This window comes from Streptomyces sp. NPDC107550, assembly GCF_055639095.1.
In genome coordinates, this window is the sequence record NZ_JBVKBC010000004.1 from 65,550 (window position 1) to 86,960 (window position 21,411).

Genomic DNA, 21,411 nt, shown 5'->3' on the forward strand with positions numbered 1-21,411 from the left:
ACGGCCCCAGGTCGAACGGGTACCGCCCGCAAGTGGATCACCAGCGTCCCGGGCGGGGACGGTCCAGGGCGTGAAACCCGTGTGCCCGGCGGGTTTCCGGTCTGGAACGATGGGGCCATGAGCGCTGCAACTCCTTCTCCCTCCGCCGCCGGTACCGCCCCCACCGAGCGCCGTGTCTCGGCCCGCGTCGGCTCCATCTCCGAGTCCGCCACGCTGGCCGTGGACGCCAAGGCCAAGGCCCTCAAGGCGGCCGGTCGCCCCGTGATCGGCTTCGGCGCCGGCGAGCCCGACTTCCCGACGCCCGACTACGTGGTCGAGGCGGCCGTAGAGGCCTGCAAGAACCCGAAGTTCCACCGCTACACGCCTGCCGGCGGCCTGCCCGAGCTGAAGGCCGCCATCGCCGCCAAGACGCTGCGCGACTCCGGCTACGAGGTCGACGCCTCCCAGGTCCTCGTGACCAACGGCGGCAAGCAGGCCATCTACGAGGCGTTCGCCGCGATCCTCGACCCGGGCGACGAGGTCATCGTCCCCGCCCCTTACTGGACCACGTACCCCGAGTCGATCCGCCTCGCGGGCGGTGTCCCGGTGGAGGTCGTGGCCGACGAGACCACCGGCTACCGGGTCTCCGTGGAGCAGCTGGAGGCCGCGCGCACCGAGCGCACCAAGGTCGTCCTGTTCGTGTCGCCGTCGAACCCGACGGGCGCGGTCTACAGCGAGGCCGACGCCGAGGCGATCGGCCGCTGGGCGCTGGAGCACGGCCTGTGGGTGATGACGGACGAGATCTACGAGCACCTCGTCTACGGCGACGCGAAGTTCACCTCGCTGCCGGCGATCCTGCCCGAGCTGCGCGACAAGTGCATCGTCGTCAACGGCGTGGCGAAGACGTACGCCATGACGGGCTGGCGCGTGGGGTGGATCATCGGCCCGAAGGACGTGGTGAAGGCCGCGACGAACCTCCAGTCGCACGCGACGTCCAACGTGTCGAACGTGGCGCAGGCCGCCGCGCTCGCCGCCGTCTCCGGTGACCTGACCGCCGTGGAGAAGATGCGCGAGGCCTTCGACCGCCGCCGCCGCACGATCGTGCGCATGCTCAACGAGATCGACGGCGTCGTCTGCCCGGAGCCCGAGGGCGCGTTCTACGCGTACCCGTCGGTGAAGGGGCTGCTCGGCAAGGAGATCCGCGGCAAGCGCCCGCAGGACAGCGTCGAGCTGGCCGCGCTCATCCTGGAGGAGGCCGAGGTCGCCGTGGTGCCGGGTGAGGCGTTCGGTACGCCGGGCTACCTGCGCCTGTCGTACGCGCTGGGCGACGAGGACCTCGTCGAGGGCGTGTCGCGCATCCAGAAGCTGCTCGCCGAGGCGCGCGACCAGTAGTCGCACGTTCTGGTGAACGGGCCGCCCTCTTTAAGAGGGCGGCCCGTTTCTTCGTTCGGAGGGTGTCCCGAACGGGGAAAGCGGCTACCGGGAGGGCGGGTGCGTACGGCAGGATCTTGGGATGGAGCGCGTAGTACGTGATGTACGTCAGTTGCCGAAGGCCCATCTGCACCTGCATTTCACCGGGTCGATGCGGCCCACGACCCTGCTGGAGCTGGCCGACAAGTACGGCGTGCGGCTGCCGGACGCGCTGACCGGCGCCGAGCCGCCGAAGCTGCGGGCGACGGACGAGCGGGGCTGGTTCCGCTTCCAGCGGCTGTACGACGCGGCGCGTTCCTGTCTGCGGGCCCCCGAGGACATCCAGCGGCTGGTGCGGGAGGCCGCGGAGGAGGACATCGCGGACGGCTCGGGGTGGCTGGAGATCCAGGTGGACCCGACCTCGTACGCGCCCCGGCTCGGCGGTCTCATCCCGGCTCTCGAGGTCATCCTGGACGCCGTGGAGAGCGCCTCGCGCGAGACCGGGCTCGGGATGCGGGTGCTGGTCGCGGCGAACCGCATGAAGCACCCCCTGGACGCGCGCACGCTGGCCCGGCTGGCGGTGCGGTACGCGGACCGGGGGATCGTCGGGTTCGGGCTCTCCAACGACGAGCGGCGCGGCATGGCCCGTGACTTCGACCGGGCGTTCCACATCGCGCGCGAGGGGGGCCTGTTGTCGGCGCCGCACGGCGGTGAGCTGACGGGCCCCGCGTCCGTACGGGACTGCCTGGACGACCTGGACGCCTCGCGGATCGGGCACGGGGTGCGGGCGGCGGAGGACCCGTGGCTGCTCAAGCGGCTCGCGGACCGCCAGGTGACGTGCGAGGTGTGCCCCGCGTCGAACGTGGCGCTTGGCGTCTACGAGAAGCCCGAGGACGTGCCGCTGCGCACGCTGTTCGAGGCCGGGGTGCCGATGGCGCTGGGCGCGGACGACCCGCTGCTGTTCGGTTCGCGGCTCGCCGCCCAGTACGAGATCGCGCGCCGCCACCACGGCTTCTCGGACGCGGAACTGGCGGAGCTGGCCCGGCAGTCGGTCCTGGGCTCGGCGGCGCCCGAGGACGTCAAGGAGCGCCTGCTGAACGGCGTGGACGCCTGGCTGACGTCCTCCGCGGCCGACTTCTGACGCCTCTCTTCGTGCGTGAAGGCGGGGCCTAGGCGATCCCGGCGAGCAGGGTGCGGGCGACACCGGCGGCGAAGGCGTCCAGGGGCTGGGGCGGCTTGCGGTCGGGGGACATCTCGTAGGCGAAGGCGCGCTGGGAGCAGGCGCCCATGAGGAGCGAGGCGGCGGCGTAGGTGTCGGCGCCGGGGCGCAGGCGTCCCGCGCGCTGTTCGGCCCGCAGGTAGTCGTCCAGGCGCTGGATGGGCTTGTGGGGGCCGGTGCCGAGTTCGCGCATCACTTCTTCGTGTCGGCGCTTGAGCTGCGGTTCGGCGTACAGGGACGCGGCCATCGGGAAGGTCTGCTCGTAGAAGAGTGCCGCCTCGCGCGCGATGTCCGTCAAATTCTCCTCGACCGTGCGCTCCGGGTTGCCCGCGCCCTCGGTGAGCAGGCGACCGAGGAGGTCGCCGAGGCGCGGGAGGCGTTCGTTGAGGACGGTGACGAACAGTTCTTCCTTGCTGGCGAAGTGCTTGTAGAGCGCCGCTTCGGAGCAGCCGGCCGCGCGGGCGATCTGCTTGGTGGTGGTGCGGGCCAGGCCGATGTCGAGCATGAGGGCGTGGGCCGCCTCGACGATCCGTACGCGGGCCGGCTTCTGGTCCATGGCTGCTCCAAACAAGCTTGACGCGGGGGTGAGCGTTCACTCACTCTAAAGCCATACGGGGGTGAGTGAGCACTCACCCACTCGGGTCTCGGCTGGAGGGTGTGCCATGAAGCTCACGGTTTTCGGTGCGACGGGCGGAGTCGGTCAGGAGATCGTCCGGCAGGCGCTCACGGCAGGCCACGAGGTGACCGCGGTGGTGCGGGATCCGGCCCGGTTCGCCGTCACGGGAGAGCGGCTTGAGGTGTTCCGGGGCGACTTCGGCGACCCCGAATCGCTGCGCGCGGCCGTCGCGGGCAGGGACGCGGTGCTGTCGGGGCTCGGCGCCCGCCGCAAGGCGGACGCGGGGGTGGCGGCGCAGCTGACGCGGTCGGTCCTCGCGGCGATGGAGGCGGAGGGCACGCGCCGCTTGGTGGTGGTCAGCGCGGCGCCGGTGGGCCCGCAGCCCGAGGGCCAGGGGTTCGCCGACCGGCTCGCCATGAAGATCGTCGGGACGCTCCTGAAGGACGTCTACGTGGATCTGGCGGCCATGGAGGCGGACCTGGCGGCGAGCGCGACCGACTGGACGTCGGTGCGCCCGCCGCGCCTCCAGGACAAGCCGCTGACCGGCACGTACCGCAAGGTCGTGGGCGGCTTCCCGCGCGCGGGGCGGTTCATCTCCCGCGCGGACGTGGCCCACGCGATGCTCGCCGCCGTGGACGACCCGGCGACGGTCAAGCAGGGCGTGGGCGTCGCCTACTGAGGGCTCTTACAGGGCTGCGCAGAGGCGCGTGCCTCATGGGCCGCACAGAGCCGTTCGCCTCACGGGCTGCACGGACGCCCACGCCTCATGGGCTGCTCCTCAGAGCCGCACGCCGACGGTCACCGGCTCGTTGACGAGGGTCACGCCGAACGCCTCGCGCACGCCCGCCACGACCTCGCGGGCGAGCGCGAGCAGGTCCTCGGTGGTGGCCTCGCCGCGGTTGGTGAGGGCGAGCGTGTGCTTGGTGGAGATCCGGGCGGGCCCGGTCCCGTAGCCCTTGGTGAAGCCCGCCTTGTCGATGAGCCAGGCCGCGGAGGTCTTGGTGCGGCCCTCACCGGCGGGGAAGGCGGGGGCCTTGGCGTCGGGGCCGAGACGGTCCGCCACGCGCGCGAGGAAGTCCGCGAACTGCTCGTCGGTGAGGATCGGGTTGGTGAAGAACGACCCCGCCGACCAAGTGTCGTGGTCCTCCGGGTCGAGCACCATGCCCTTGCCCGCGCGCAACTTGAGCACGGTGTCGCGCGCGGTGGCCGCGGGCACCCGGTCGCCCGCCTCGACGCCGAGGGCGCGCGCGGTCTCCGGGTACTTCAGGGGCGCGCTCAGCCCGCCCGCGTCCTCCAGCTCGAAGCGGACGCGCAGCACGACATAGCGGTCCGGTTCGGCCTTGAAGCGGCTGTGGCGGTACGAGAATGCGCACTCGGCGTTCGACAGGGTGACGGTCTCCCCCGCGCGCCGGTCGTAGGCGATGACCTCGGTGATGGTCGAGGAGACTTCCTGGCCGTACGCGCCGACGTTCTGGATCGGGGTGGCGCCGGCGGAGCCGGGGATGCCGGCCAGGCACTCGACACCGGCGAGCCCGGCCTCGACGGTGCGGCGCACGGCCTCGGTCCACACCTCGCCGGCGGCCAGTTCCAGTCTGGTGCCGTCGAGCGTGAAGCCCTCGGTGGCGATGCGCAGGGCGGTCCCGGCGAAGCCCTCGTCGCCGATGACGAGGTTGCTGCCGCCGCCGACGATCAGCAGCGGGGTGCCGGCGGCGTCGGCCTCGCGCACCGCGTCGATCACCTCGGCGTCGGTGGTCGCGGTGAGCAGCCTGCGGGCGGGCCCGCCGAGCCGGAAGGTGGTCAGGGGGGCGAGGGGGGCGTCGTGGAGTTCCTGCACGCGCACCAGGGTACGAGAACGGCCCCGCCACCCGGGCAGGGCCGTTCTCGCCGCCCCGGTCCCGCGCGGGGCGGCGGGGCGGCAGGTGACCGGCGTAGGTTCAGGCGAGCTGGACGACCGCGCGGGACATGCCGAGGACCTTCTGGCCCGCGTTCATGGCGGTCAGGTCCACGCGGACGCGGTTGTCGTCGAGCTTGGCCGCGACCTTGGCGCTGACCTCGATCTCGGTGCCCTTGTCGTCGTTGGGCACGACGACCGGCTTGGTGAAGCGCACGCCGTACTCGACGACGGCGGCCGGGTCGCCGGTCCAGTCGGTGACGACGCGGATCGCCTCGGCCATGGTGAACATGCCGTGCGCGATGACGTCCGGCAGGCCGACCTCGACCGCGAACTTCTCGTTCCAGTGGATCGGGTTGAAGTCGCCGGAGGCACCCGCGTACCGCACGAGCGTGGCGCGCGTCACGGGGAACGTCTGGGCGGGCAGTTCGGTGCCGACCTCGACCTCGTCGAACTTGATGGTCGTCGCCATGGTGATCAGGCCCCCTCTGCCGCGCGCGAGACGAGCTTGGTCCAGGCGGTGACGACGTGCTCGCCGTTCTCGTCGTGCACCTCGCCGCGTACGTCGAGGATGTCGTTGCCCGCGAGCGACTTGATGTTCTCGATGGTCGAGGTGACGCTCAGCCGGTCGCCCGCCCGCACCGGCCGGCTGTAGGCGAACTTCTGGTCGCCGTGCACGACGCGGCTGTAGTCGAGGCCCAGCTCCGGGTCGTGGACGACCTCACCGGCGGCGGCGAACGTGATGGCGAACACAAAGGTCGGCGGCGCGATCACATCGGGGTGACCGAGCGCCTGGGCGGCCTCGCGGTCCACGTAGGCGGGGTTGGTGTCGCCCACCGCCACCGCGAACTCGCGGATCTTCTCCCGGCCGACCTCGTACGGGCTGGTGGGCGGGTAGCTCCGCCCCACGAAGGACTGGTCGAGCGCCATGGACTCGGCACCTCCTGGGTCTGAGGACGAGGACGTCGCGCGGCGGGGACGCCCGCGCGAAGCCACCCCGTACGCCACTACGCGCGCGGGGCGAGGAACGACGCGAGGCCGCCCCCGGTGAAGGGGACGGCCTCGTGTACGAGCCTGATTTATCGCGTTTCGCGGTGCGCGGTGTGCGCGTTGCAACGCGGGCAGTGCTTCTTCATCTCCAGTCGGTCCGGGTTGTTACGCCGGTTCTTCTTGGTGATGTAGTTCCGCTCCTTGCACTCCACGCAGGCCAGCGTGATCTTCGGGCGGACGTCGGTGGCAGCCACGTGAGTGCTCCTTGACGAACGGATGGGACATGGTTGAACGCATAGAAGAGTAGCCGATCGAAGGACCGACCCCACAATCGGCTACTGTCAGTAGCGGTGACCGGACTTGAACCGGTGACACAGCGATTATGAGCCGCTTGCTCTACCGACTGAGCTACACCGCTGTGATGCAAGCGACGCGAACGCCGTCTGCACCAGAGCCCCAATGCGGAATCGAACCGCAGACCTTCTCCTTACCATGGAGACGCTCTACCGACTGAGCTATTGGGGCGAGCGATGAAGACATTACACGGTCGTGCGCCGATCGCCCAAATCCGTTCCGCGGGGCCGTCCGCTGCGCCACTCGGACCCCATCAGTACGACTATTGCGGCCTTCCGCGAAGCTCCCCCGCCGCCGCCCTAGGCTCGACACTCCCCGCGTGATCTTGTTCGTCGAGCGCCCGGCTCGCCGAGCCCCGTACGCGTCCCGACAGGCCCCTTTGCGATCACAGGAGCGCGATGCCCGAGAGCCCGCCGCCGCAGCAGCCCGCGTCCTCCGACGAGGGCGCCACGAACAGCCCGGGGCTGCTGCTGTGCGGCGCCCGGCTCACCGACGGCCGGACCGTGGACGTGCGGCTCGGCGGCGCCCGCATCGAGGCCGTCGGCACGGCCGGCACGCTGACCTCGCCGGGCCACCGTGTGGACCTCTCCGGCTACTTGCTGCTGCCCGCCCCGGCCGAGGCCCACGCGCACGGCGACACGGCCCTCACCGCCGACGAGGGCGGCCCGGTCTCCCACGCCGCCGAGGACGTCCAGCGGCGCGCCACGGAGGCCACGTTGCTGCAACTCGGGCACGGCGCCACCGTCCAGCGCTGCCATGTGCGGATCGGCGACATGGAGGGCCTCGGCTCGCTCGAGGCGGTGCTTCAGGCGCGCCGTTCCCTGATGGGCCTCGCGGACCTGCGCGCGGTGGCCATGCCCCGCCTGCTGACCGGGCTCGCCGGGGCGAACGGGCTGGCGATGCTGCGGGACGCCGTGAAGATGGGCGCCCCCGTCGTCGGCGGCTGCCCGGACCTCGACCCCGACCCGACGGGTTACGTCGAGGCCGTCGCCGAGGTCGCCGCCGAGCACGGCTGCCCGGTCGACCTGCACACGGACGGCGCCGACCCGGCCCGCCTGGAGCGTCTCGCGGCGGCGTCCGGCGGGCTGCGCGGCGGGGTCACCGTGGGGCCGCTGGCGGGGCTCGCGCGGCTCCCGGGCGACCACGCGCGCAGGGTCGCGGACCGGCTCGCCGCGGCGGGCGTCACGGTCGTGTGTCTGCCGCAGGGCGGCTGCGCGGGCGTGGACGCGCGCGGGGTGGCTCCGGTGCGGCTGCTGCGGGCGGCGGGTGTGCGGCTCGCGGCGGGCAGCGGCGCCCTGCGGGACGTGTCCAACCCGGTGGGCAGGGGCGACCCGCTGGAGGCCGCCTACCTGCTGGCCTCGCGGTACGGGCTGCGCCCCGAGGACGCGTACGAGGCGGTGGGCGCGACGGCCCGCGCGGTGCTCGGACTGCCCGAGGTGCGCGTGGAGGCGGGCTTCCCCGCCGAACTCCTCGCGGTGCGCGGCGACCGGCTCTCCGGGGCGCTCTCGCTCGCGTACAGCCGCATCGTCGTCCACCGGGGGCGCGTGGTGGCCCGTACGAGCGCGGTGCGGGAGTACTGCGACTCGGCGGGCGCGGTCGGCCTGGAGCTGCCCCGGCAGGGCCGGGTCGCCAAGTACGGGCGGGGCGGCCCTGCCTGACGGCGCGTGACGCCTTGCGGCCCGCTGCGAAACGTTCCGCTACGCGCGCGTGACCGCCCGCCCGCGATTCCCGTACGGCGCGCAGGAACCGCCGTCGAGTTCCGTCCTGCCGTACGGGGATCAGGAGCCGCCGTGTTCCGTCCTGCCGTACGGCGCTCAGGAGTCGTCGCCGAGTTCCTCCATGGAGCCGAAGCCGCCGTCGTCCTCCACCGTGCCGGGCCCCGACAGCAGCGGGTTGCCGCCGAAGACGCCGGTGGCCGGCACCTCGGTCGCGCCCGCGGGGGCCTTCAGCGCGCCCGCCTCACCGAACCGCAGGAACACCGGCAGCCGTACGCCCCCGGACTTCTCGGCGAACCTGGCGACGTCCAGGGTGACCTGGGTGAGCGCGCCGTCCTTCATGGCGAAGTCGACGGAGACCTTCTTGGCCGGCGCCCCCTTCAGGTCCTTCGCGGTGGGCAGGTCGGCCCCGCCGGGCAGGTCGGCGGTGAGCGGGCGCAGCCGGTCGAACAGGTCCATGATCAGGGCGCGGAAGGGCGCGGTGGCGACCACGTGGTCCGCGCCGTTCTTCTCGCCCTTGTCGGCGAACGTGACGTGGTCCGTCAGGGCGCCCCGGACCGCCTTCATGACCTTCTTCTGGATGGCCTTGTCGTCCTTGGACGTCTTCTTCTCGCCGCCGGTGAGGCCCTTGGTGACGCCCTCGGTCTTGGCCTTGACCCACTTGCCCTCGTAGACGGCCTTCGGCACGCCCATGCCCTCGGGCATGTCGTCCGGCGAGGGCGGCGGGAAGCCCATCAGCTCGGCGAACGCCTTCATGTCCGTCCGGTAGTACGTGTACGCGCCGACCGTGCGGTACTCCGTGAGGACGCCGTCGGGCCCGGTGATCTTCAGGCCGGCCGACACGAGGTCCTTCTGGCCCGACTCGGACAGCGGCTTGCGCGACCGTACGGAGACGGTGACGCGCGCCTTGGCGAGAGTGCCGGCGAGCTGGGGCGGCAGCGGGGCGTCATCGGCCTCCTTGGCGAACTTGTTCACCGCGGCGGGCGAGGCGTCGAGGCCCAGCTCAAGCGACAGGGAGTGGCGTTCACCGAGCTTCTCGGCGGCGTGGTCGACCTTCTGAGCCGCCGTGAGGTTCTCCACCGTGCCGCAGGCCGCGGTCGTCGCGAGCAGCAGCGCGGCACAGCCGGCGGCGGTGAACGTGGTGGTACGTATGACGTTGATGGCAGGCTCCCGTTGTCGGCCGCGCACTCGAACACGCACGCGGTATCTGTCTGACAGCCGGGCCGCCCACATGGTTGTACGGCGAACAGTCGGCGCCGGGCGTACGGTCGAAGCATGCGCATTGTCATCGCTGGTGGTCATGGTCAGATCGCGCTGCGCCTGGAGCGGCTGCTCTCCGCGCACGGGGCCGAGGTGGCGGGGCTCATCCGCAGGCCGGAGCAGGGTGACGACCTGCGTGCGGCCGGCGCGGAGCCCGTCCTGTGCGACTTGGAGTCGGCGTCCGTCGAGGAGGTCGCGGCGCATCTCCAGGGCGCCGACGCAGCCGTCTTCGCGGCGGGCGCGGGTCCTGGCAGCGGCGTGGACCGCAAGGCGACGGTGGACCGGGACGCGGCCGTGCTGTTCGCCGACGCGGCGGAGCGGGCAGGGGTGCGGCGGTACGTCGTCGTGTCGTCGATGGGCGCCGACGCGAGGCATGAGGGCGACGACGTGTTCGACGCGTACCTGCGCGCGAAGGGCGCGGCCGACGACAACGTACGCGCGCGTAGGGGCCTGGACTGGACGATCCTGCGGCCCGGGCAGCTCACGAACGACGCGGGTACGGGCCTGGTGCGCCTGGAGGCGTCCACCGGGCGCGGGCCCGTGCCGCGTGACGACGTGGCGGCGGTCCTCGCCGAGCTGGTCGAGTCGTCGGCCACGGCCGGGCTCACGCTTGAGCTGGTCTCGGGTTCGACGCCGGTGTCGGTCGCGGTGAAGTCGGTCGCCGGCAACTGAGCCCCTGCGGCGGGCCGTCCGTGGCGTACCGCGCGCGGAGCCCGTCACAACGGGCGCGGAGCCGTCAGAGCGCCCGCAGAGCCGTCGGTCCGTCAGAACAGCGGGAGCTGGCCCGGCACGTGGGGCACGGTGTAGCCGTCCAGGGTGTCCTGGACGGCCCCGAGCTGGGCCGTGCGGCGCGAGCCGGGGCAGGACACCAGCTCGCCCGCGGCGCGGGCCCCGGGCGGGTCGTGGCGGGCGAAGCGTCCCCCGACGACGGCGATCTCGCGGCGGCACTCGGGGCAGTTTCGGCGGCGGGATGTGGTCGGCATGGGTTCAGTCTGCGTCGTGATCGTCGCGTCCACACCGTGAGACCCCCTCAGAACGGTCCCTCCGGGGGTTTCCTGACACCTGGCCGACCCCGGCCGCCCGCGGCCCCTCCACCGGCGTACGCCACCACAGAGTGGCCGCCGACAGGAGGGCGACGGCGGCGGAACCCACGAGGACGGGGACGCCGCCGAGGCGGGCGGCGAGCGCGCCGCCCAGCAGGGCGCCCAGCGGCACGGTGGCGAGCAACACGGCCTGCGTGAGCCCCGCGACCCGCCCTTGCAGCTCCTTCGGGGTGGCCAGTTGCTGGGCGGTCGTCATGGAGACCATCCAGACGGTGCCGCTGAGCCCGTACGCGACCTGGTAGGCGAGCAGGACCGCGAAGCCGGCGCCGAGCGAGGCGGCCGGGAGCAGGAACACCGCCGCGCCCGCCACGAGCCCGCACAGCCGCGTCGCGCGCCACAGTCCCGCCGTCCGCGCGAAGCGCCGGGCGAGCAGCGCGCCCGCGACGGTGGCCGTGCTGTAGGCCGCGTAGGTGGCCCCTAACTGCCAGGCGGGCAGTGCGAGTTCCCGGGTGGCGTAGAAGACGTAGAGCGCGGCGGCGGCGCCGCTGCCGAGGTTGAGGCCCGCGCCCGACAGCACCATGCGGCGCAGGCGGGGCCGCGCGCGGACGACGGCGAGCCCCGCGCGCAGGGCGCGCGCGTGGGAGCCCGCGGCGTGCTTCACGCGCGCGTTGAGGGCCGTCGGCAGGGCGAGGACGAACAGGGCCTCCATGGCGTACGCGGCGGCGCCCGCGCAGAGCGCCGGGGCGGCTCCGACGAGGCCCACCAAGACGCCGCCGAGGGCGGGCCCGCCGATCTGGCCGAAGGTGCGGGCGCTGGTCAGCGCGGAGTTGGCGCCGAGGAGGCGGGCCGGTTCGACGACGCGGGGCAGGGCCGCCTGGAGGGCGACGGAGAGCGTGAAGGTGAGGGTGCCGGAGACGACGGCGACGGCGTACAGGTGCGGCCGGGTGAGATGGCCGGTGGCGTGCGCGAACGGTACGGAGCCGACGACGAGCGCCTGCGCGGCGGTCACCGTCACCAGCAGCGTCCGCAGCCGCGCCCGGTCGACGAGGAGCCCGGCGAGGGGGCTCAGGAGGGCGCCGGGCAGGTAGGTCAGCGCCAGTAGCGCGGCGGCGCCGAACGGGCCCGCGCCGAGGCCGGTGACCGCCAGCAGGGTGAGCGCGAGCGAGGTGATCTGCCGGCCCAGCGAACTGGCCGCCTGCTCTCCGCACAGCAGCACGAACGGGCGGTGGCGCCACAGCGGGGGCGCGGTCGGCGGGGCGGGGCGAAGGTGCGGGCGGGCGTCGGTGGGGGCTCCGGCGTCCGGCTCGCCGTCGGGCACCCGTCAGATCCCGGTGCAGGGCACGGGCCAGCGGCGCAGGCGCGGAGGCAGGGCGACGGCCCACCCGCCGACGACCAGGGCGAGGCGCTCCTCCGCGAGCAGCCCGGCCGCCTCCTGGTGCACGGCGCTCAACGCGGCGAGCGGTGTCGCTTCTTGCAGCACGTCGAAGGCGGCGAGCAGGTCGGGGTGGTCGAGCGTGAAGCGGGCCGACGCGGGGCGCTCCCTGCGGTCCATGACGGTGACGAAGCCCGGGCCGCGCCGGTGGTAGAGCATGCCGTACGTGTGTTCGGCCCGCCAAGCGGTGATCTCGGGCTGTTCCGGCGGCGCGGAGGGCGCTCGCGGGGCGCGGGGTGGCGGCAGGTGCCGTAGGGCGCGGACGAGGGCAGGGTCATACGTATGACGGCCCACCGGCCCTGGCGTGACGGGGTCATACGTATGACGACTCTCAGGCCCAGCCGACGACGGCACGGAGGCCGCCCGGGCCGGCGCGGCGGCGAGGTCGTACGCGACGCGCAGACCGTGCCCCAGGCACTCGCGCAGGAACTGGACCGCGCGCGTGGCTCCCGGCCCGTCCCCGTCCATCGGCAACGGCTCGGAGACCCGCACGGTGTCCCCGACGACGCGGTGCGCGACCGTGCCGGGCAGGCTTTCGGCGGCGGTACGGGCCGCGGGCGTCAGCGACCGCATCGGACGCTCACCGCCCCCGTGGCGACGACGCCCCCGGCGACCTCAGCGACCTCGGCGGCCACACCCTCCACGCCGCCCTCCGCGTCACCCACCAGGTCACTCACCACGCCGCCGCCCTCCCGTTCGATGCGGACCGGCACGGACCTCGTAGGGAGGGCGACGTACGTGTGCCCGTCGCGGAAGAGGAGCCCCAGTGCCACGGCGTCGGCGAGCCACTCCGCGACCTCCTGTTCGCCGGGCGCGTCGGCACCGCCGCCGTCGCGGTCGTCGGCGGCCAGTCTGCGCAGCAGGGCGGGTGCCGTGCGGCCCTCTTCGAGGTGGACGAGGGCCGCCGCCTGCCACCCGTGGAACCAGTAGGTGCGCCGCGGCCAGCCCTGGCGCCGGTCGTGGACGAGGAGGGCGTCGCCGTCGTCGCCGGCGCTCTCCATGACGAGCGTCGAACGGTCGTGTCCTGCGCGCCAGGCGGCGACCGCCGAGAGCAGCCGCGCCTCGGTCTCGCCGCCGATCCCGGCGTCCTGGGTGTCGAACAGGTAGACCATGTCGGCCAGTTCGCCCTCGGGCAGCTCGTACACGTGCCCGTACATCTCGGCGGGCCGGCGCTCGGCGAAGCCGAAGGCGGGGTCGGTGAAGTGCGGGCTGAACCGCTCCAGTTGGATGCGGTGGGCGCCGCCCGGGGGCTGGAGGTGGACGAGCGCGGGGAACTGGTCGAGCACGCGCGCGTAGTCCTGCGCGGTCTCGCCGGGGAACCCGTACAGATAGTTCCACGTACAGGTGATGGAGTGGTTGTCGAACTCGCGCAGCGTGCGGATGTTGCGGGCTCCGGTGACGCCCTTGTCCATGAGGTCGAGTACGCGGTTGCTCAGGCTCTCGATGCCGGGCTGGACGAGGACGGCGCCGGCCGCGCCGAGCTGGGCGATCTGCTCGGTGCTCAGGTTGGACTTCACCTCGTAGTGCATGCGCAGGTCCCAGCCGCTGGCGGCGGCGCGGGGCAGGAAGTCCTTGAAGTACGCCATGTCGATGATGTTGTCGACGGTGACGACGTCGAGGATGCGGTGGCGGCGCACGAGGCGGTCGATCTCCTGCCACAGCCGCTCGCCGGGCTTGGCGCGGAAGGCCATGGTGGTGCCGTTGAGGCCGCAGAACGTGCAGTGGTGCTTCTCGCCCCACCAGCAGCCGCGCGCGCCCTCCACGACGAGCTTTGGGTACACGTACTCGATGACGGGCGAGGACTCGATCTCGGCCTGCCACTGGTCGTAGTCGGGCGAGGGTATGTCGGCGGGCGCCACGATGCGATGGGCTTCGGTGTTGGCCCGCGACACCCTCCCCGCCTCCCCCTCCTCGCTGGCGTCCCACCAGCACAGGCCCGGTACGTCGGCGGGTGCGGTGCCCGCGTCGAGGTGGGCGAGGAGGGCGGGCAGCGCGTACTCGCCCTCGCCGCGCACGACGTGGTCGACGTAGGGATGGTTGCGGTGCAGGGCGTGTCCCATGGGCCCGTCGCAGTTGGCGCCGCCGAAGACGACGGTGAGGCCGGGGCTGCGGCGCTTGAGGGCGCGGGCGAGGGCGAGGGAGGGGACGTTCTGCATGAAGGTCGTGGTGAACCCGACGACGTCCGGCTCGTGGGAGAGCACCTCGTCGGCGCACCGCTCGATGTACGCGGCGGCGTGCGCGCGCATCTCGATGACGGTGTCGAGGGTGCCGGCGCACAGCTCGCGGCTGCGGGCGTACGCGCGCAGCCTGGTCAGGCCCCAGGAGGCGTCGTCGTAGAGCACGCCGGAGAAGACCCAGTCGCCGAGCCCGTGGAAGATCGAGTCGCTGCCCACGGTCTCGTAGTCGCCGGGGCGCAGCCGCCCGCCGGAGTGTTCGAGCAGATGTTCCGCCCAGCGCAGCGAGCCGTGGAACTCACGTACGTCGTCGTCCGGGCGGGCCTGGCGCAGCAGGGTGTGCAGCAGGCCCACCTGGAGGGAGGGCAGGTCGATCGGGTGCCAGGGCATGGTCACCAGCTGAACGCGCATGCCGCCCTTTTCTCGTCCCGTGCCGTGTCGTCCCCGCGTTCCGGTCCCGCGCTTCAGCGGGTCGGCCGCTTCTCCATGACGGCCGGCCTGCGGTTGGTGCGCTCTTCCTCACGGATCACGGTCTTCTTGATCTCCATACGACCACCCCCTCGGCCCCCTGGGCCCCGACTCGAACATCCGTCTACGGCAAGGCAGTTCACCCTAGATTCCCCACGCACCCCGGACAAGACCGGGGACCGCCCTCCCCGCCCTGCGCGACGCCCCCGATCAAATGAGACGAACCCCGCATTTCGCCCACCATCCGAGCGCACGTTCCCGAACAAAAAGAAACCCCCTCCGGAATCCGGAGGGGGTTTTCCCAGTGTGGCGGCGCCAGGATTCGAACCTGGGAAGGCTGAGCCGGCAGATTTACAGTCTGCTCCCTTTGGCCGCTCGGGCACACCGCCTGGGATCGCTGCTCGGGACCCCCGCTGGTGGGCGGTGCTCCCTGGCAACGACGTAAACAATACCTGATGCACGGGGGTGCTTCGCCACCCGATTGATCGGCGGGGGCACCCGGGGCGGTGGCTAGGCTTTGCAGTCGGCGTGAGGGCCGGGCGCAGGCCCGGCCGGACCGCGACCGGAGCCGGTGCCACGAGCCGGTTCCGGGGCCCGCTCACGGCCGGGCATCCCGTTCAGATCCGTTCCGTACCCGACGCAAGGAGCCACAGGACATGGCCGACTCCAGTTTCGACATCGTCTCGAAGGTCGAGCGGCAGGAGGTCGACAACGCCCTCAACCAGGCCGCCAAGGAGATCTCGCAGCGCTACGACTTCAAGAACGTCGGCGCCTCCATCTCCTGGTCCGGCGAGAAGATCCTCATGGAGGCCAACTCCGAGGAGCGCGTCCAGGCCATCCTCGACGTCTTCCAGTCCAAGCTGATCAAGCGCGGCATCTCGCTGAAGTCGCTGGACGCCGGTGAGCCGCAGCTCTCCGGCAAGGAGTACAAGATCTTCGCGTCCATCGAGGAGGGCATCTCCCAGGACAACGCCAAGAAGGTTGCGAAGATCATCCGCGACGAGGGCCCCAAGGGCATCAAGGCGCAGGTCCAGGGCGACGAGCTGCGCGTCAGCTCCAAGAGCCGTGACGACCTGCAGTCCGTCATCGCCCTGCTGAAGGGCAAGGACTTCGATTTCGCGCTGCAGTTCGTGAACTACCGGTAGGTCCGCCGGTGGAGCGGAAGGGGGCGGCACCTTCGAGGTGCCGCCCCCTTCCGCTGCCCGCGTCAGCCCTTACGTCAGCGCCGCCCGCGCGAGTCGCCGAAGAAGATGCGGTACAGGATCAGCAGCACGAGCGCGCCGCCGATCGCGGAGACCCAGGTGGCGCCGTCGTAGAAGTCCTTGGAGATCGGCCGGTCGAGCCACTTCGCCGATATCCAGCCGCCGATGAACGCGCCGGCGATGCCGATGAGCGTGGTGCCGATCAGGCCGCCGGGGTCGCGCCCCGGGAGCAGGAACTTGGCCACGGCACCGGCGAGCAGGCCCAGGATGATCCAACTGATGATGCCCATGCCGTCTTCTGCCCTTCTGTCGTACCCGTCGGGGAGTCCAGAGGGACGTGTGTCACGCCTGGGGCGGTGGCGCCCGGGCTCACGCACGTCCTTGATCCACTCTTGCCCTGGTAGACGTCACCCAGGCGTCCGGCGGTTGCGCCGGGCCATGACCGGGCCGTAGGGCAGGCACGTACGGCACAGGGGTACAGGGGTACAGGGGTACAGGCGGCACAGGCGGCCGCTTCGCTCAGCGCGCCGCGAACGGCTGGTCCGTGGGTACGATCTCGCGGCCCAGCGGCAGCAGCGAGAGCGGGATCAGCTTGAAGTTGGCGATGCCGAAGGGGATGCCGATGATCGTGAGGCAGAGCGCGATGCCCGTGACGATGTGCGCGAGGGCGAGCCACCAGCCGGCGAGGATCAGCCACAGCACGTTGCCCACGCAGGAGGGCGCGCCGGCGTCTCTGCGCTCGACGGCCGTGTACCCGAAGGGCCACAGCGCGTAGACGCCGATGCGGAAGGCGGCGATGCCGAACGGGATGCCGATGATCGTCACGCACAGCAGCAGGCCGGCGAACACATAGCCGAGGAACAGCCAGAAGCCGCTCAGGACGAGCCAGATGACGTTCAGGATTGTCTTCACTGCCGGCGACCTGCCATCTGTTCGAGTCGGGCGATGCGCTCCGCCATCGGCGGGTGCGTGGAGAACATTTTCGACATGCCCTGACCCGGGCGGAAGGGGTTGGCGATCATCATGTGGCTCGCTGTCTCGATGCGCGGCTCCGGCGGCAGCGGCAACTGCTTCGTCCCGGCGTCGAGCTTGCGCAGCGCGCTCGCCAGGGCCAGCGGGTCGCCGGTGAGCTGGGCGCCGGAGGCGTCGGCCTCGTACTCGCGCGAGCGGCTGATGGCGAGCTGGATCAAGGACGCGGCCACCGGGCCGAGAATCATGATCAGGATCATGCCGAAGATGCCGGGGCCCTCGTCGTCGTTCGAGCGGCCCACGGGGATGAGCCACGCGAAGTTGACCAGGAACATGATCACCGAGGCGAGCGCGCCCGCGACGGACGAGATGAGGATGTCGCGGTTGTAGACGTGGCTCAGCTCGTGGCCGATGACCCCGCGCAGCTCGCGCTCGTCGAGGATGCGCAGGATGCCCTCGGTGCAGCACACCGCCGCGTTACGCGGGTTGCGGCCCGTGGCGAACGCGTTCGGTGCCTCCGTGGGCGAGATGTACAGGCGGGGCATGGGCTGGCGGGCCTGGGTGGAGAGCTCGCGGACCATGCGGTAGAGCGCGGGGGCCTCGAACTCGCTGACCGGGCGCGCGCGCATGGCGCGCAGGGCCAGCTTGTCGCTGTTCCAGTACGCGTACGCGTTCGTCCCGATCGCTATGACCAGGCCGATGACGAGCCCCGTACGGCCGAAGAAGCTGCCGATGACGAGGATGAGGGCGGACAGTCCCCCGAGGAGTACGGCGGTCTTCAGCCCGTTGTGCCGGCGGTGCACGGTACGCCCTCCTGATGGTGCTGCAGGGGAACCCACTGCGTGTTTGTCTGCTGCTGGCCACTGGTCGCGGACGGGCGCCGGGCGGCGCGTGTGTCCGTGTCCAGTGGACCCTCCCGTACTGGTCAACGCCAGACGGGAGGGACTAGTTCCCTTGTGCGCGCACGGCGGACGGTGGGGGTGTGTAGGCCGTACGGGTCACGGAGCGGCGGGGCGGAGGCTGGGGCGGACGGCGCTCAGGTGCCCTGCTGCTGGGGCAGCATGCCGGCGAGCTTCAGCGCCTCGGGGTCGGCCTCGACCTCGCTCGTGCAGTACGAGCAGCGGGTGGCGATGCCGGGGATCTGGCTGAAGCAGCGCGGGCAGTCGCGCAGGGCGGCCTTGATGTCGACGGGCTTGCCGCGGTCCAGGCGGGCCTGGAGCTTCATCATCGGGACGACGACGAGGAAGTACAGCACGGCCGCCGTGATCAGGAAGGCGATGGCCGCGCCGACGAACTTGCCGTACGGGAAGTCGGTGCCGTCGACGGTGAAGTGCGCCTCGCTGAAGTCGCCGGTGGAGCGGGTCGCAAGGCCGACGAGCGGGGCGATGAAGGCCGTACTGAGGCCGGTGACGACGGCGGTGAAGGCGGACCCGACGGCCAGACCGATGGCCATCGTCACGATGTTTCCGCGAAGTATGAAGTCCTTGAACCCGCTCAGCACGGCGCGTGTCTCCTCAGGGTGGGGCCTACAGGGAGGCTGTTGTTCTGGCTGCCGAAAGTGTTCTGGCTGCCGTAAGAGGGTGCTAGAAGAGGCCCGTCGAGGCAAAACGCAGCACTAGCTGCGGCGCACCGGACAGTGCCACGGCGACGACGGCGGTCAGCGCGATGGCCCAGGTCAGCGGCGCGGAGACGCGGTAGGCGGCCGGTTCGCCCTCGGGTGCGCGGAAGAGGGTCGCGGTCCACTGGAGGTAGTAGTACAGGGCGATCACGACGTTCACGGCCATGACGACGGCCAGCCAGCCGAGGCCCGCGTCGACGGCCGCCGAGAAGACGGTGACCTTGGCGAACAGGCCGATGACGCCCGGCGGCAGCCCCGCGAGGCACAGCAGGAAGAAGCCGAGGACGAGCGCGGCGAGCGGGCGCGAGGCGTACAGGCCGCGGTAGTCGCTGAGGCGGTTGAGCGGCTTCGTACGGGCGACCAGGGCGGCGACGGCGAACGCGCCGAGGTTCACGGCGGCGTACATGAGGGCGTACGCGAGGGTCGAGCCGACGGCCCTGCGCGGGTCGTCGGAGTAGCCGGCGGCGGCGATCGGCACCAGGAGGTAGCCGGCCTGCCCGACGGACGACCAGGCGAGCAGCCGTACGGCGCTGTACGCGCGCGTGGCCTGCTGGCGCAGGGCGCCGACGTTGCCGACGGTCATGGTGAGCGCGGCGAGGACGGCGAGCGCGGGGCCCCACACGTCGGCGTACGAGGGGAACGCGATGACGGTGACGAGGATGAGGCCGGAGAAGCCGACCGCCTTGCCGATGACCGACAGGTAGGCGGCGATCGGCAGCGGGGCGCCCACGTAGGTGTCGGGCACCCAGAAGTGGAACGGGACGGCGGCCGTCTTGAAGGCGAAGCCGATCAGGGTGAGCGCCACGCCGGCCTGGGCGAGCGTGTGGAGCTGCCCGTCGACGTGGGTGAGCTGGGTCGCCACGCGCGTGAGGTGCAGGCTTCCGGTGGAGGCGTAGACGAAGCTCACGCCGAGCAGGGTGACGGCGGTCGCGGTGACCGAGGACAGGAAGAACTTCAGGGCCGCGTCGGCGGAGCGCCGGTCGCCGTGCTTGAGGCCGACCAGGGCGAACGCGGGCAGGGAGGCGACTTCCAGGGCGATGACCAGGGTGGCCAGGTCGCGGGCGGCGGGCAGCAGGGCGGCGCCGGCGGCGGAGGACAGCAGCAGGAACCAGTACTCGCCCTCGGGCAGCGGCCTGCGGGCGTTCTTCGCGTCCTTGAGGGTGTTGACCGACAGCAGGGCGGTCAGCAGCGCGCCCGCGAGGACCAGGAACTGGACGACCAGGGTGAAGTGGTCGGCGGTGTAGCTGCACGCCTCGTACGGCATGTTCTTCAGGCAGAACGTGGAGCGGTCGTCGCCGATCAGCGGCAGGAGGGTGAGCGCGGCGGCGGCGAGGCCCGCGACGGAGACCCAGCCGAGGACGGGCTTGCGGCGCTCGTCGAGGAACAGGTCGGCGACCAGGACGGCGAGGGCGACGAGCGCCGTGAGGGTGGGCGGCGCGATGGCGGCCCAGTCGACGGACTGGACGAGGGAGGCCACGGAGGGCGCGGCGGCGATCACTGGAGGCCTCCTGCGAGGAGCTTGTGCACGGCCGGGTCCGTGAGGCCGAGCAGCACAGCGGGCCACAGGCCCGCGAGGACGGTGAGGGCGACGAGCGGGGCCCAGGCGGCGACCTCGTAGCCCTGGACGTCGGCCACGGGCGCGGCCTCGCGCGGGTGCGGGCCCATGCAGACGCGGCGGACCACGATGAGCATGTACGCGGCGGTGAGCAGGGTGCCCATCGCGGCGATGGACATGAACACGAGGAACGCGGGGCGGCTGAGTGCCGCGTCGGGCCGGAACGCGCCGAACATGGCGAGCATCTCGCCCCAGAACCCGGCGAGTCCGGGCAGCCCGAGCGAGGCGACGGCGGCGAACGCGAGCAGGCCGCCGAGGCGCGGGGCGCGGCCGTACAGGGCCATGCCGCCCTGCTCGGCGAGGGTGTCGAGGTCGCTGGTGCCGGCCCGGTCCTTGAGGGCGCCGACGACGAAGAACAGCAGGCCGGTGATGAGGCCGTGGGCGATGTTGGCGAAGAGGGCGCCGTTGACGCCGGTCGGGGTCATGGTGGCGATGCCGAGCAGCACGAAGCCCATGTGGCCGACGGAGGAGTAGGCGATCAGGCGCTTGAGGTCGCCGCGGGCGCCCTGCTTGGCGAGGTTCAGGCAGGCCAGGGAGCCGTAGACGATGCCGACGACGGCGAACGCGGCGAGGTAGGGCGCGAAGGTGCGGAACCCGTCGGGCGCGATCGGCAGCAGAATGCGGACGAACCCGTACGTACCCATCTTCAGCAGGACGCCGGCGAGGAGGACCGAGCCCACGGTCGGCGCGGCGGTGTGGGCGTCGGGCAGCCACCGGTGCAGCGGCCACATCGGGGTCTTCACCGCGAGCCCGATCCCGACCGCCAGAACGGCGATGACCTGCACCGATGTGCTCAGCCCCCGGCCGTTGTCAGTGGCCAGTGCCATCATGTCGAACGTGCCCGACTTCGCGCCGATCAGGAGCAGGCCGAGCAGCATGACGACCGAGCCGAGGAGGGTGAACAGGATGAACTTCCAGGCCGCCTGCGCCCGCCCGGCACCGCCCCAGCGGGCGATGAGGAAGTACATCGGGATCAGGACCGTCTCGAAGGCGAGGAAGAAGAGCACGAGGTCGAGCACGGCGAAGGTCGCCAGCGTGCCCGACTCCAGGACCAGGATCAGGGCGACGAGGGCCTTGGGGGACGGCCCGTCCGGCGTCCTGAAGTAGGAGTACAGCGCGCACAGGAAGGTCAGCAGCGCCGTCAGCACGAGGAGGGGGAGCGAGATGCCGTCGATGCCGAGGTGGATCCGCACGTGCAGGGCCGGGATCCAGCTGATGTCCGTGGTGGCCTGCATCCTCGACGGCTGGTCGTGGTCGAAGCCGAGCGCGAGGACGAGAGCGGCGATGAGGATCACGCCGGTCACGACGACGCCGTGGCGGAGCACGGCCTGGCCGGGGGATTTCCCCTTCAGCCCGGGAGGGGCGGGGAGCAGGGCGGCGACGGCGCCGATGAGCGGGCCGACGACGATCAATGCGAGAAGGAACTGCATCACGGATTCGCTGATATCGATCACGG

General features: G+C 72.0%; 22 protein-coding genes and 3 tRNA genes. 6 read left to right on the plus strand and 19 right to left on the minus strand.

The features are described 5' to 3' along the window. Nucleotides 1–117: 117 nt before the first annotated feature. Together ACZ7LY_RS07440 and ACZ7LY_RS07445 are read left to right on the plus strand one after the other, a co-directional pair. Nucleotides 118–1,371, plus strand: coding sequence for a pyridoxal phosphate-dependent aminotransferase (locus ACZ7LY_RS07440; protein ID WP_471623563.1), 1,254 nt, complete (start codon nucleotides 118–120; stop codon nucleotides 1,369–1,371). Nucleotides 1,372–1,492: 121 nt separating this feature from the next. Next, on the plus strand, nucleotides 1,493–2,530 hold the full coding sequence (locus tag ACZ7LY_RS07445) for an adenosine deaminase (RefSeq protein WP_471623564.1): 1,038 nt from the start codon (nucleotides 1,493–1,495) through the stop codon (nucleotides 2,528–2,530). A gap of 28 nt (nucleotides 2,531–2,558) precedes the next feature. Here ACZ7LY_RS07445 and ACZ7LY_RS07450 read toward each other — a convergent pair whose 3' ends face one another. Beyond that, nucleotides 2,559–3,164, minus strand: coding sequence for a TetR/AcrR family transcriptional regulator (locus tag ACZ7LY_RS07450; protein ID WP_471623565.1), 606 nt, complete (start codon nucleotides 3,162–3,164; stop codon nucleotides 2,559–2,561). 106 nt (nucleotides 3,165–3,270) lie between these two features. On the opposite strand from ACZ7LY_RS07450, the gene ACZ7LY_RS07455 reads away from it, so the two are divergent. Then, on the plus strand, nucleotides 3,271–3,903 hold the full coding sequence (locus ACZ7LY_RS07455) for an NAD(P)-dependent oxidoreductase (RefSeq protein ID WP_471623566.1): 633 nt from the start codon (nucleotides 3,271–3,273) through the stop codon (nucleotides 3,901–3,903). Nucleotides 3,904–4,002: 99 nt separating this feature from the next. Here the strand turns inward: ACZ7LY_RS07455 and ACZ7LY_RS07460 are convergent, their stop codons facing one another. The 6 genes from ACZ7LY_RS07460 to ACZ7LY_RS07485 form a co-directional block, all read right to left on the minus strand. After that, nucleotides 4,003–5,058, minus strand: a complete 1,056-nt coding sequence (locus tag ACZ7LY_RS07460; RefSeq protein WP_471623567.1) for a UDP-N-acetylmuramate dehydrogenase — start codon at nucleotides 5,056–5,058, stop codon at nucleotides 4,003–4,005. Nucleotides 5,059–5,158: 100 nt separating this feature from the next. Beyond that, a complete protein-coding gene (locus ACZ7LY_RS07465) occupies nucleotides 5,159–5,587 on the minus strand; it encodes a MaoC family dehydratase (protein WP_471623568.1) in 429 nt (142 codons plus the stop codon). A 5-nt stretch (nucleotides 5,588–5,592) separates the two neighbouring features. Next, on the minus strand, nucleotides 5,593–6,045 hold the full coding sequence (locus ACZ7LY_RS07470) for an FAS1-like dehydratase domain-containing protein (protein WP_471623569.1): 453 nt from the start codon (nucleotides 6,043–6,045) through the stop codon (nucleotides 5,593–5,595). Nucleotides 6,046–6,194: 149 nt separating this feature from the next. Then, the gene (rpmG, locus tag ACZ7LY_RS07475) at nucleotides 6,195–6,359 is read right to left on the minus strand and encodes a 50S ribosomal protein L33 (protein ID WP_003948671.1); all 165 of its coding nucleotides are present in this window, start codon (nucleotides 6,357–6,359) and stop codon (nucleotides 6,195–6,197) included. A 91-nt stretch (nucleotides 6,360–6,450) separates the two neighbouring features. Beyond that, a tRNA-Met gene (locus ACZ7LY_RS07480) sits at nucleotides 6,451–6,523 on the minus strand. 34 nt (nucleotides 6,524–6,557) lie between these two features. Beyond that, nucleotides 6,558–6,630, minus strand: a tRNA-Thr gene (locus ACZ7LY_RS07485). A gap of 227 nt (nucleotides 6,631–6,857) precedes the next feature. Between ACZ7LY_RS07485 and ACZ7LY_RS07490 the strand changes: the two genes are divergently transcribed. Then, nucleotides 6,858–8,117 (plus strand): amidohydrolase family protein, encoded by a 1,260-nt coding sequence (locus tag ACZ7LY_RS07490; RefSeq protein WP_471623570.1) that lies wholly within the window; start codon nucleotides 6,858–6,860, stop codon nucleotides 8,115–8,117. Nucleotides 8,118–8,273: 156 nt separating this feature from the next. Here ACZ7LY_RS07490 and ACZ7LY_RS07495 read toward each other — a convergent pair whose 3' ends face one another. Beyond that, complete coding sequence (locus ACZ7LY_RS07495) at nucleotides 8,274–9,374, minus strand: hypothetical protein (protein WP_471623571.1); 1,101 nt, start codon at nucleotides 9,372–9,374, stop codon at nucleotides 8,274–8,276. Nucleotides 9,375–9,449: 75 nt separating this feature from the next. Between ACZ7LY_RS07495 and ACZ7LY_RS07500 the strand changes: the two genes are divergently transcribed. Further along, nucleotides 9,450–10,106, plus strand: coding sequence for an SDR family oxidoreductase (locus ACZ7LY_RS07500; RefSeq protein ID WP_471623572.1), 657 nt, complete (start codon nucleotides 9,450–9,452; stop codon nucleotides 10,104–10,106). A 92-nt stretch (nucleotides 10,107–10,198) separates the two neighbouring features. Here ACZ7LY_RS07500 and ACZ7LY_RS07505 read toward each other — a convergent pair whose 3' ends face one another. The 5 genes from ACZ7LY_RS07505 to ACZ7LY_RS07525 all read right to left on the minus strand — a co-directional run bounded on the left by ACZ7LY_RS07505 (nucleotide 10,199) and on the right by ACZ7LY_RS07525 (nucleotide 14,940). Next, a complete protein-coding gene (locus ACZ7LY_RS07505; RefSeq protein WP_471623573.1) occupies nucleotides 10,199–10,417 on the minus strand; it encodes a hypothetical protein in 219 nt (72 codons plus the stop codon). A gap of 4 nt (nucleotides 10,418–10,421) precedes the next feature. Next, nucleotides 10,422–11,795 (minus strand): MFS transporter, encoded by a 1,374-nt coding sequence (locus ACZ7LY_RS07510; RefSeq protein WP_471623574.1) that lies wholly within the window; start codon nucleotides 11,793–11,795, stop codon nucleotides 10,422–10,424. Nucleotides 11,796–11,798: 3 nt separating this feature from the next. Beyond that, complete coding sequence (locus ACZ7LY_RS07515) at nucleotides 11,799–12,482, minus strand: DUF5825 family protein (RefSeq protein ID WP_471623575.1); 684 nt, start codon at nucleotides 12,480–12,482, stop codon at nucleotides 11,799–11,801. After that, on the minus strand, nucleotides 12,470–14,494 hold the full coding sequence (locus ACZ7LY_RS07520; RefSeq protein ID WP_471623576.1) for a RiPP maturation radical SAM C-methyltransferase: 2,025 nt from the start codon (nucleotides 14,492–14,494) through the stop codon (nucleotides 12,470–12,472). Before ACZ7LY_RS07520 ends, ACZ7LY_RS07515 begins: the two co-directional genes overlap by 13 nt. A gap of 364 nt (nucleotides 14,495–14,858) precedes the next feature. Continuing rightward, nucleotides 14,859–14,940 (minus strand) — tRNA-Tyr (locus tag ACZ7LY_RS07525). Nucleotides 14,941–15,207: 267 nt separating this feature from the next. Between ACZ7LY_RS07525 and ACZ7LY_RS07530 the strand changes: the two genes are divergently transcribed. Further along, nucleotides 15,208–15,696 carry a YajQ family cyclic di-GMP-binding protein gene (locus tag ACZ7LY_RS07530; protein WP_471623577.1) on the plus strand — a complete coding sequence of 163 codons (489 nt, stop codon included), beginning with the start codon at nucleotides 15,208–15,210 and terminating at the stop codon, nucleotides 15,694–15,696. A 74-nt stretch (nucleotides 15,697–15,770) separates the two neighbouring features. Here the strand turns inward: ACZ7LY_RS07530 and ACZ7LY_RS07535 are convergent, their stop codons facing one another. The 6 genes from ACZ7LY_RS07535 to ACZ7LY_RS07560 form a co-directional block, all read right to left on the minus strand. Then, complete coding sequence (locus ACZ7LY_RS07535; RefSeq protein WP_471623578.1) at nucleotides 15,771–16,043, minus strand: GlsB/YeaQ/YmgE family stress response membrane protein; 273 nt, start codon at nucleotides 16,041–16,043, stop codon at nucleotides 15,771–15,773. Between the two features lie 229 nt (nucleotides 16,044–16,272). Beyond that, complete coding sequence (locus tag ACZ7LY_RS07540; RefSeq protein WP_471623579.1) at nucleotides 16,273–16,665, minus strand: YccF domain-containing protein; 393 nt, start codon at nucleotides 16,663–16,665, stop codon at nucleotides 16,273–16,275. Continuing rightward, nucleotides 16,662–17,525 (minus strand): zinc metalloprotease HtpX, encoded by an 864-nt coding sequence (gene htpX / locus ACZ7LY_RS07545; RefSeq protein ID WP_471623580.1) that lies wholly within the window; start codon nucleotides 17,523–17,525, stop codon nucleotides 16,662–16,664. The genes ACZ7LY_RS07540 and htpX overlap by 4 nt, the downstream gene beginning before the upstream one ends. A gap of 233 nt (nucleotides 17,526–17,758) precedes the next feature. Next, nucleotides 17,759–18,223: an MscL family protein gene (locus ACZ7LY_RS07550; protein WP_471623581.1), complete on the minus strand. Its 465-nt coding sequence runs from the start codon at nucleotides 18,221–18,223 to the stop codon at nucleotides 17,759–17,761. A gap of 82 nt (nucleotides 18,224–18,305) precedes the next feature. Then, nucleotides 18,306–19,838 carry an NADH-quinone oxidoreductase subunit N gene (locus ACZ7LY_RS07555; protein WP_471623582.1) on the minus strand — a complete coding sequence of 511 codons (1,533 nt, stop codon included), beginning with the start codon at nucleotides 19,836–19,838 and terminating at the stop codon, nucleotides 18,306–18,308. Then, nucleotides 19,835–21,409 (minus strand): complex I subunit 4 family protein, encoded by a 1,575-nt coding sequence (locus ACZ7LY_RS07560; protein ID WP_471623583.1) that lies wholly within the window; start codon nucleotides 21,407–21,409, stop codon nucleotides 19,835–19,837. The genes ACZ7LY_RS07555 and ACZ7LY_RS07560 overlap by 4 nt, the downstream gene beginning before the upstream one ends. Between the last annotated feature and the right edge of the window lie 2 nt (nucleotides 21,410–21,411).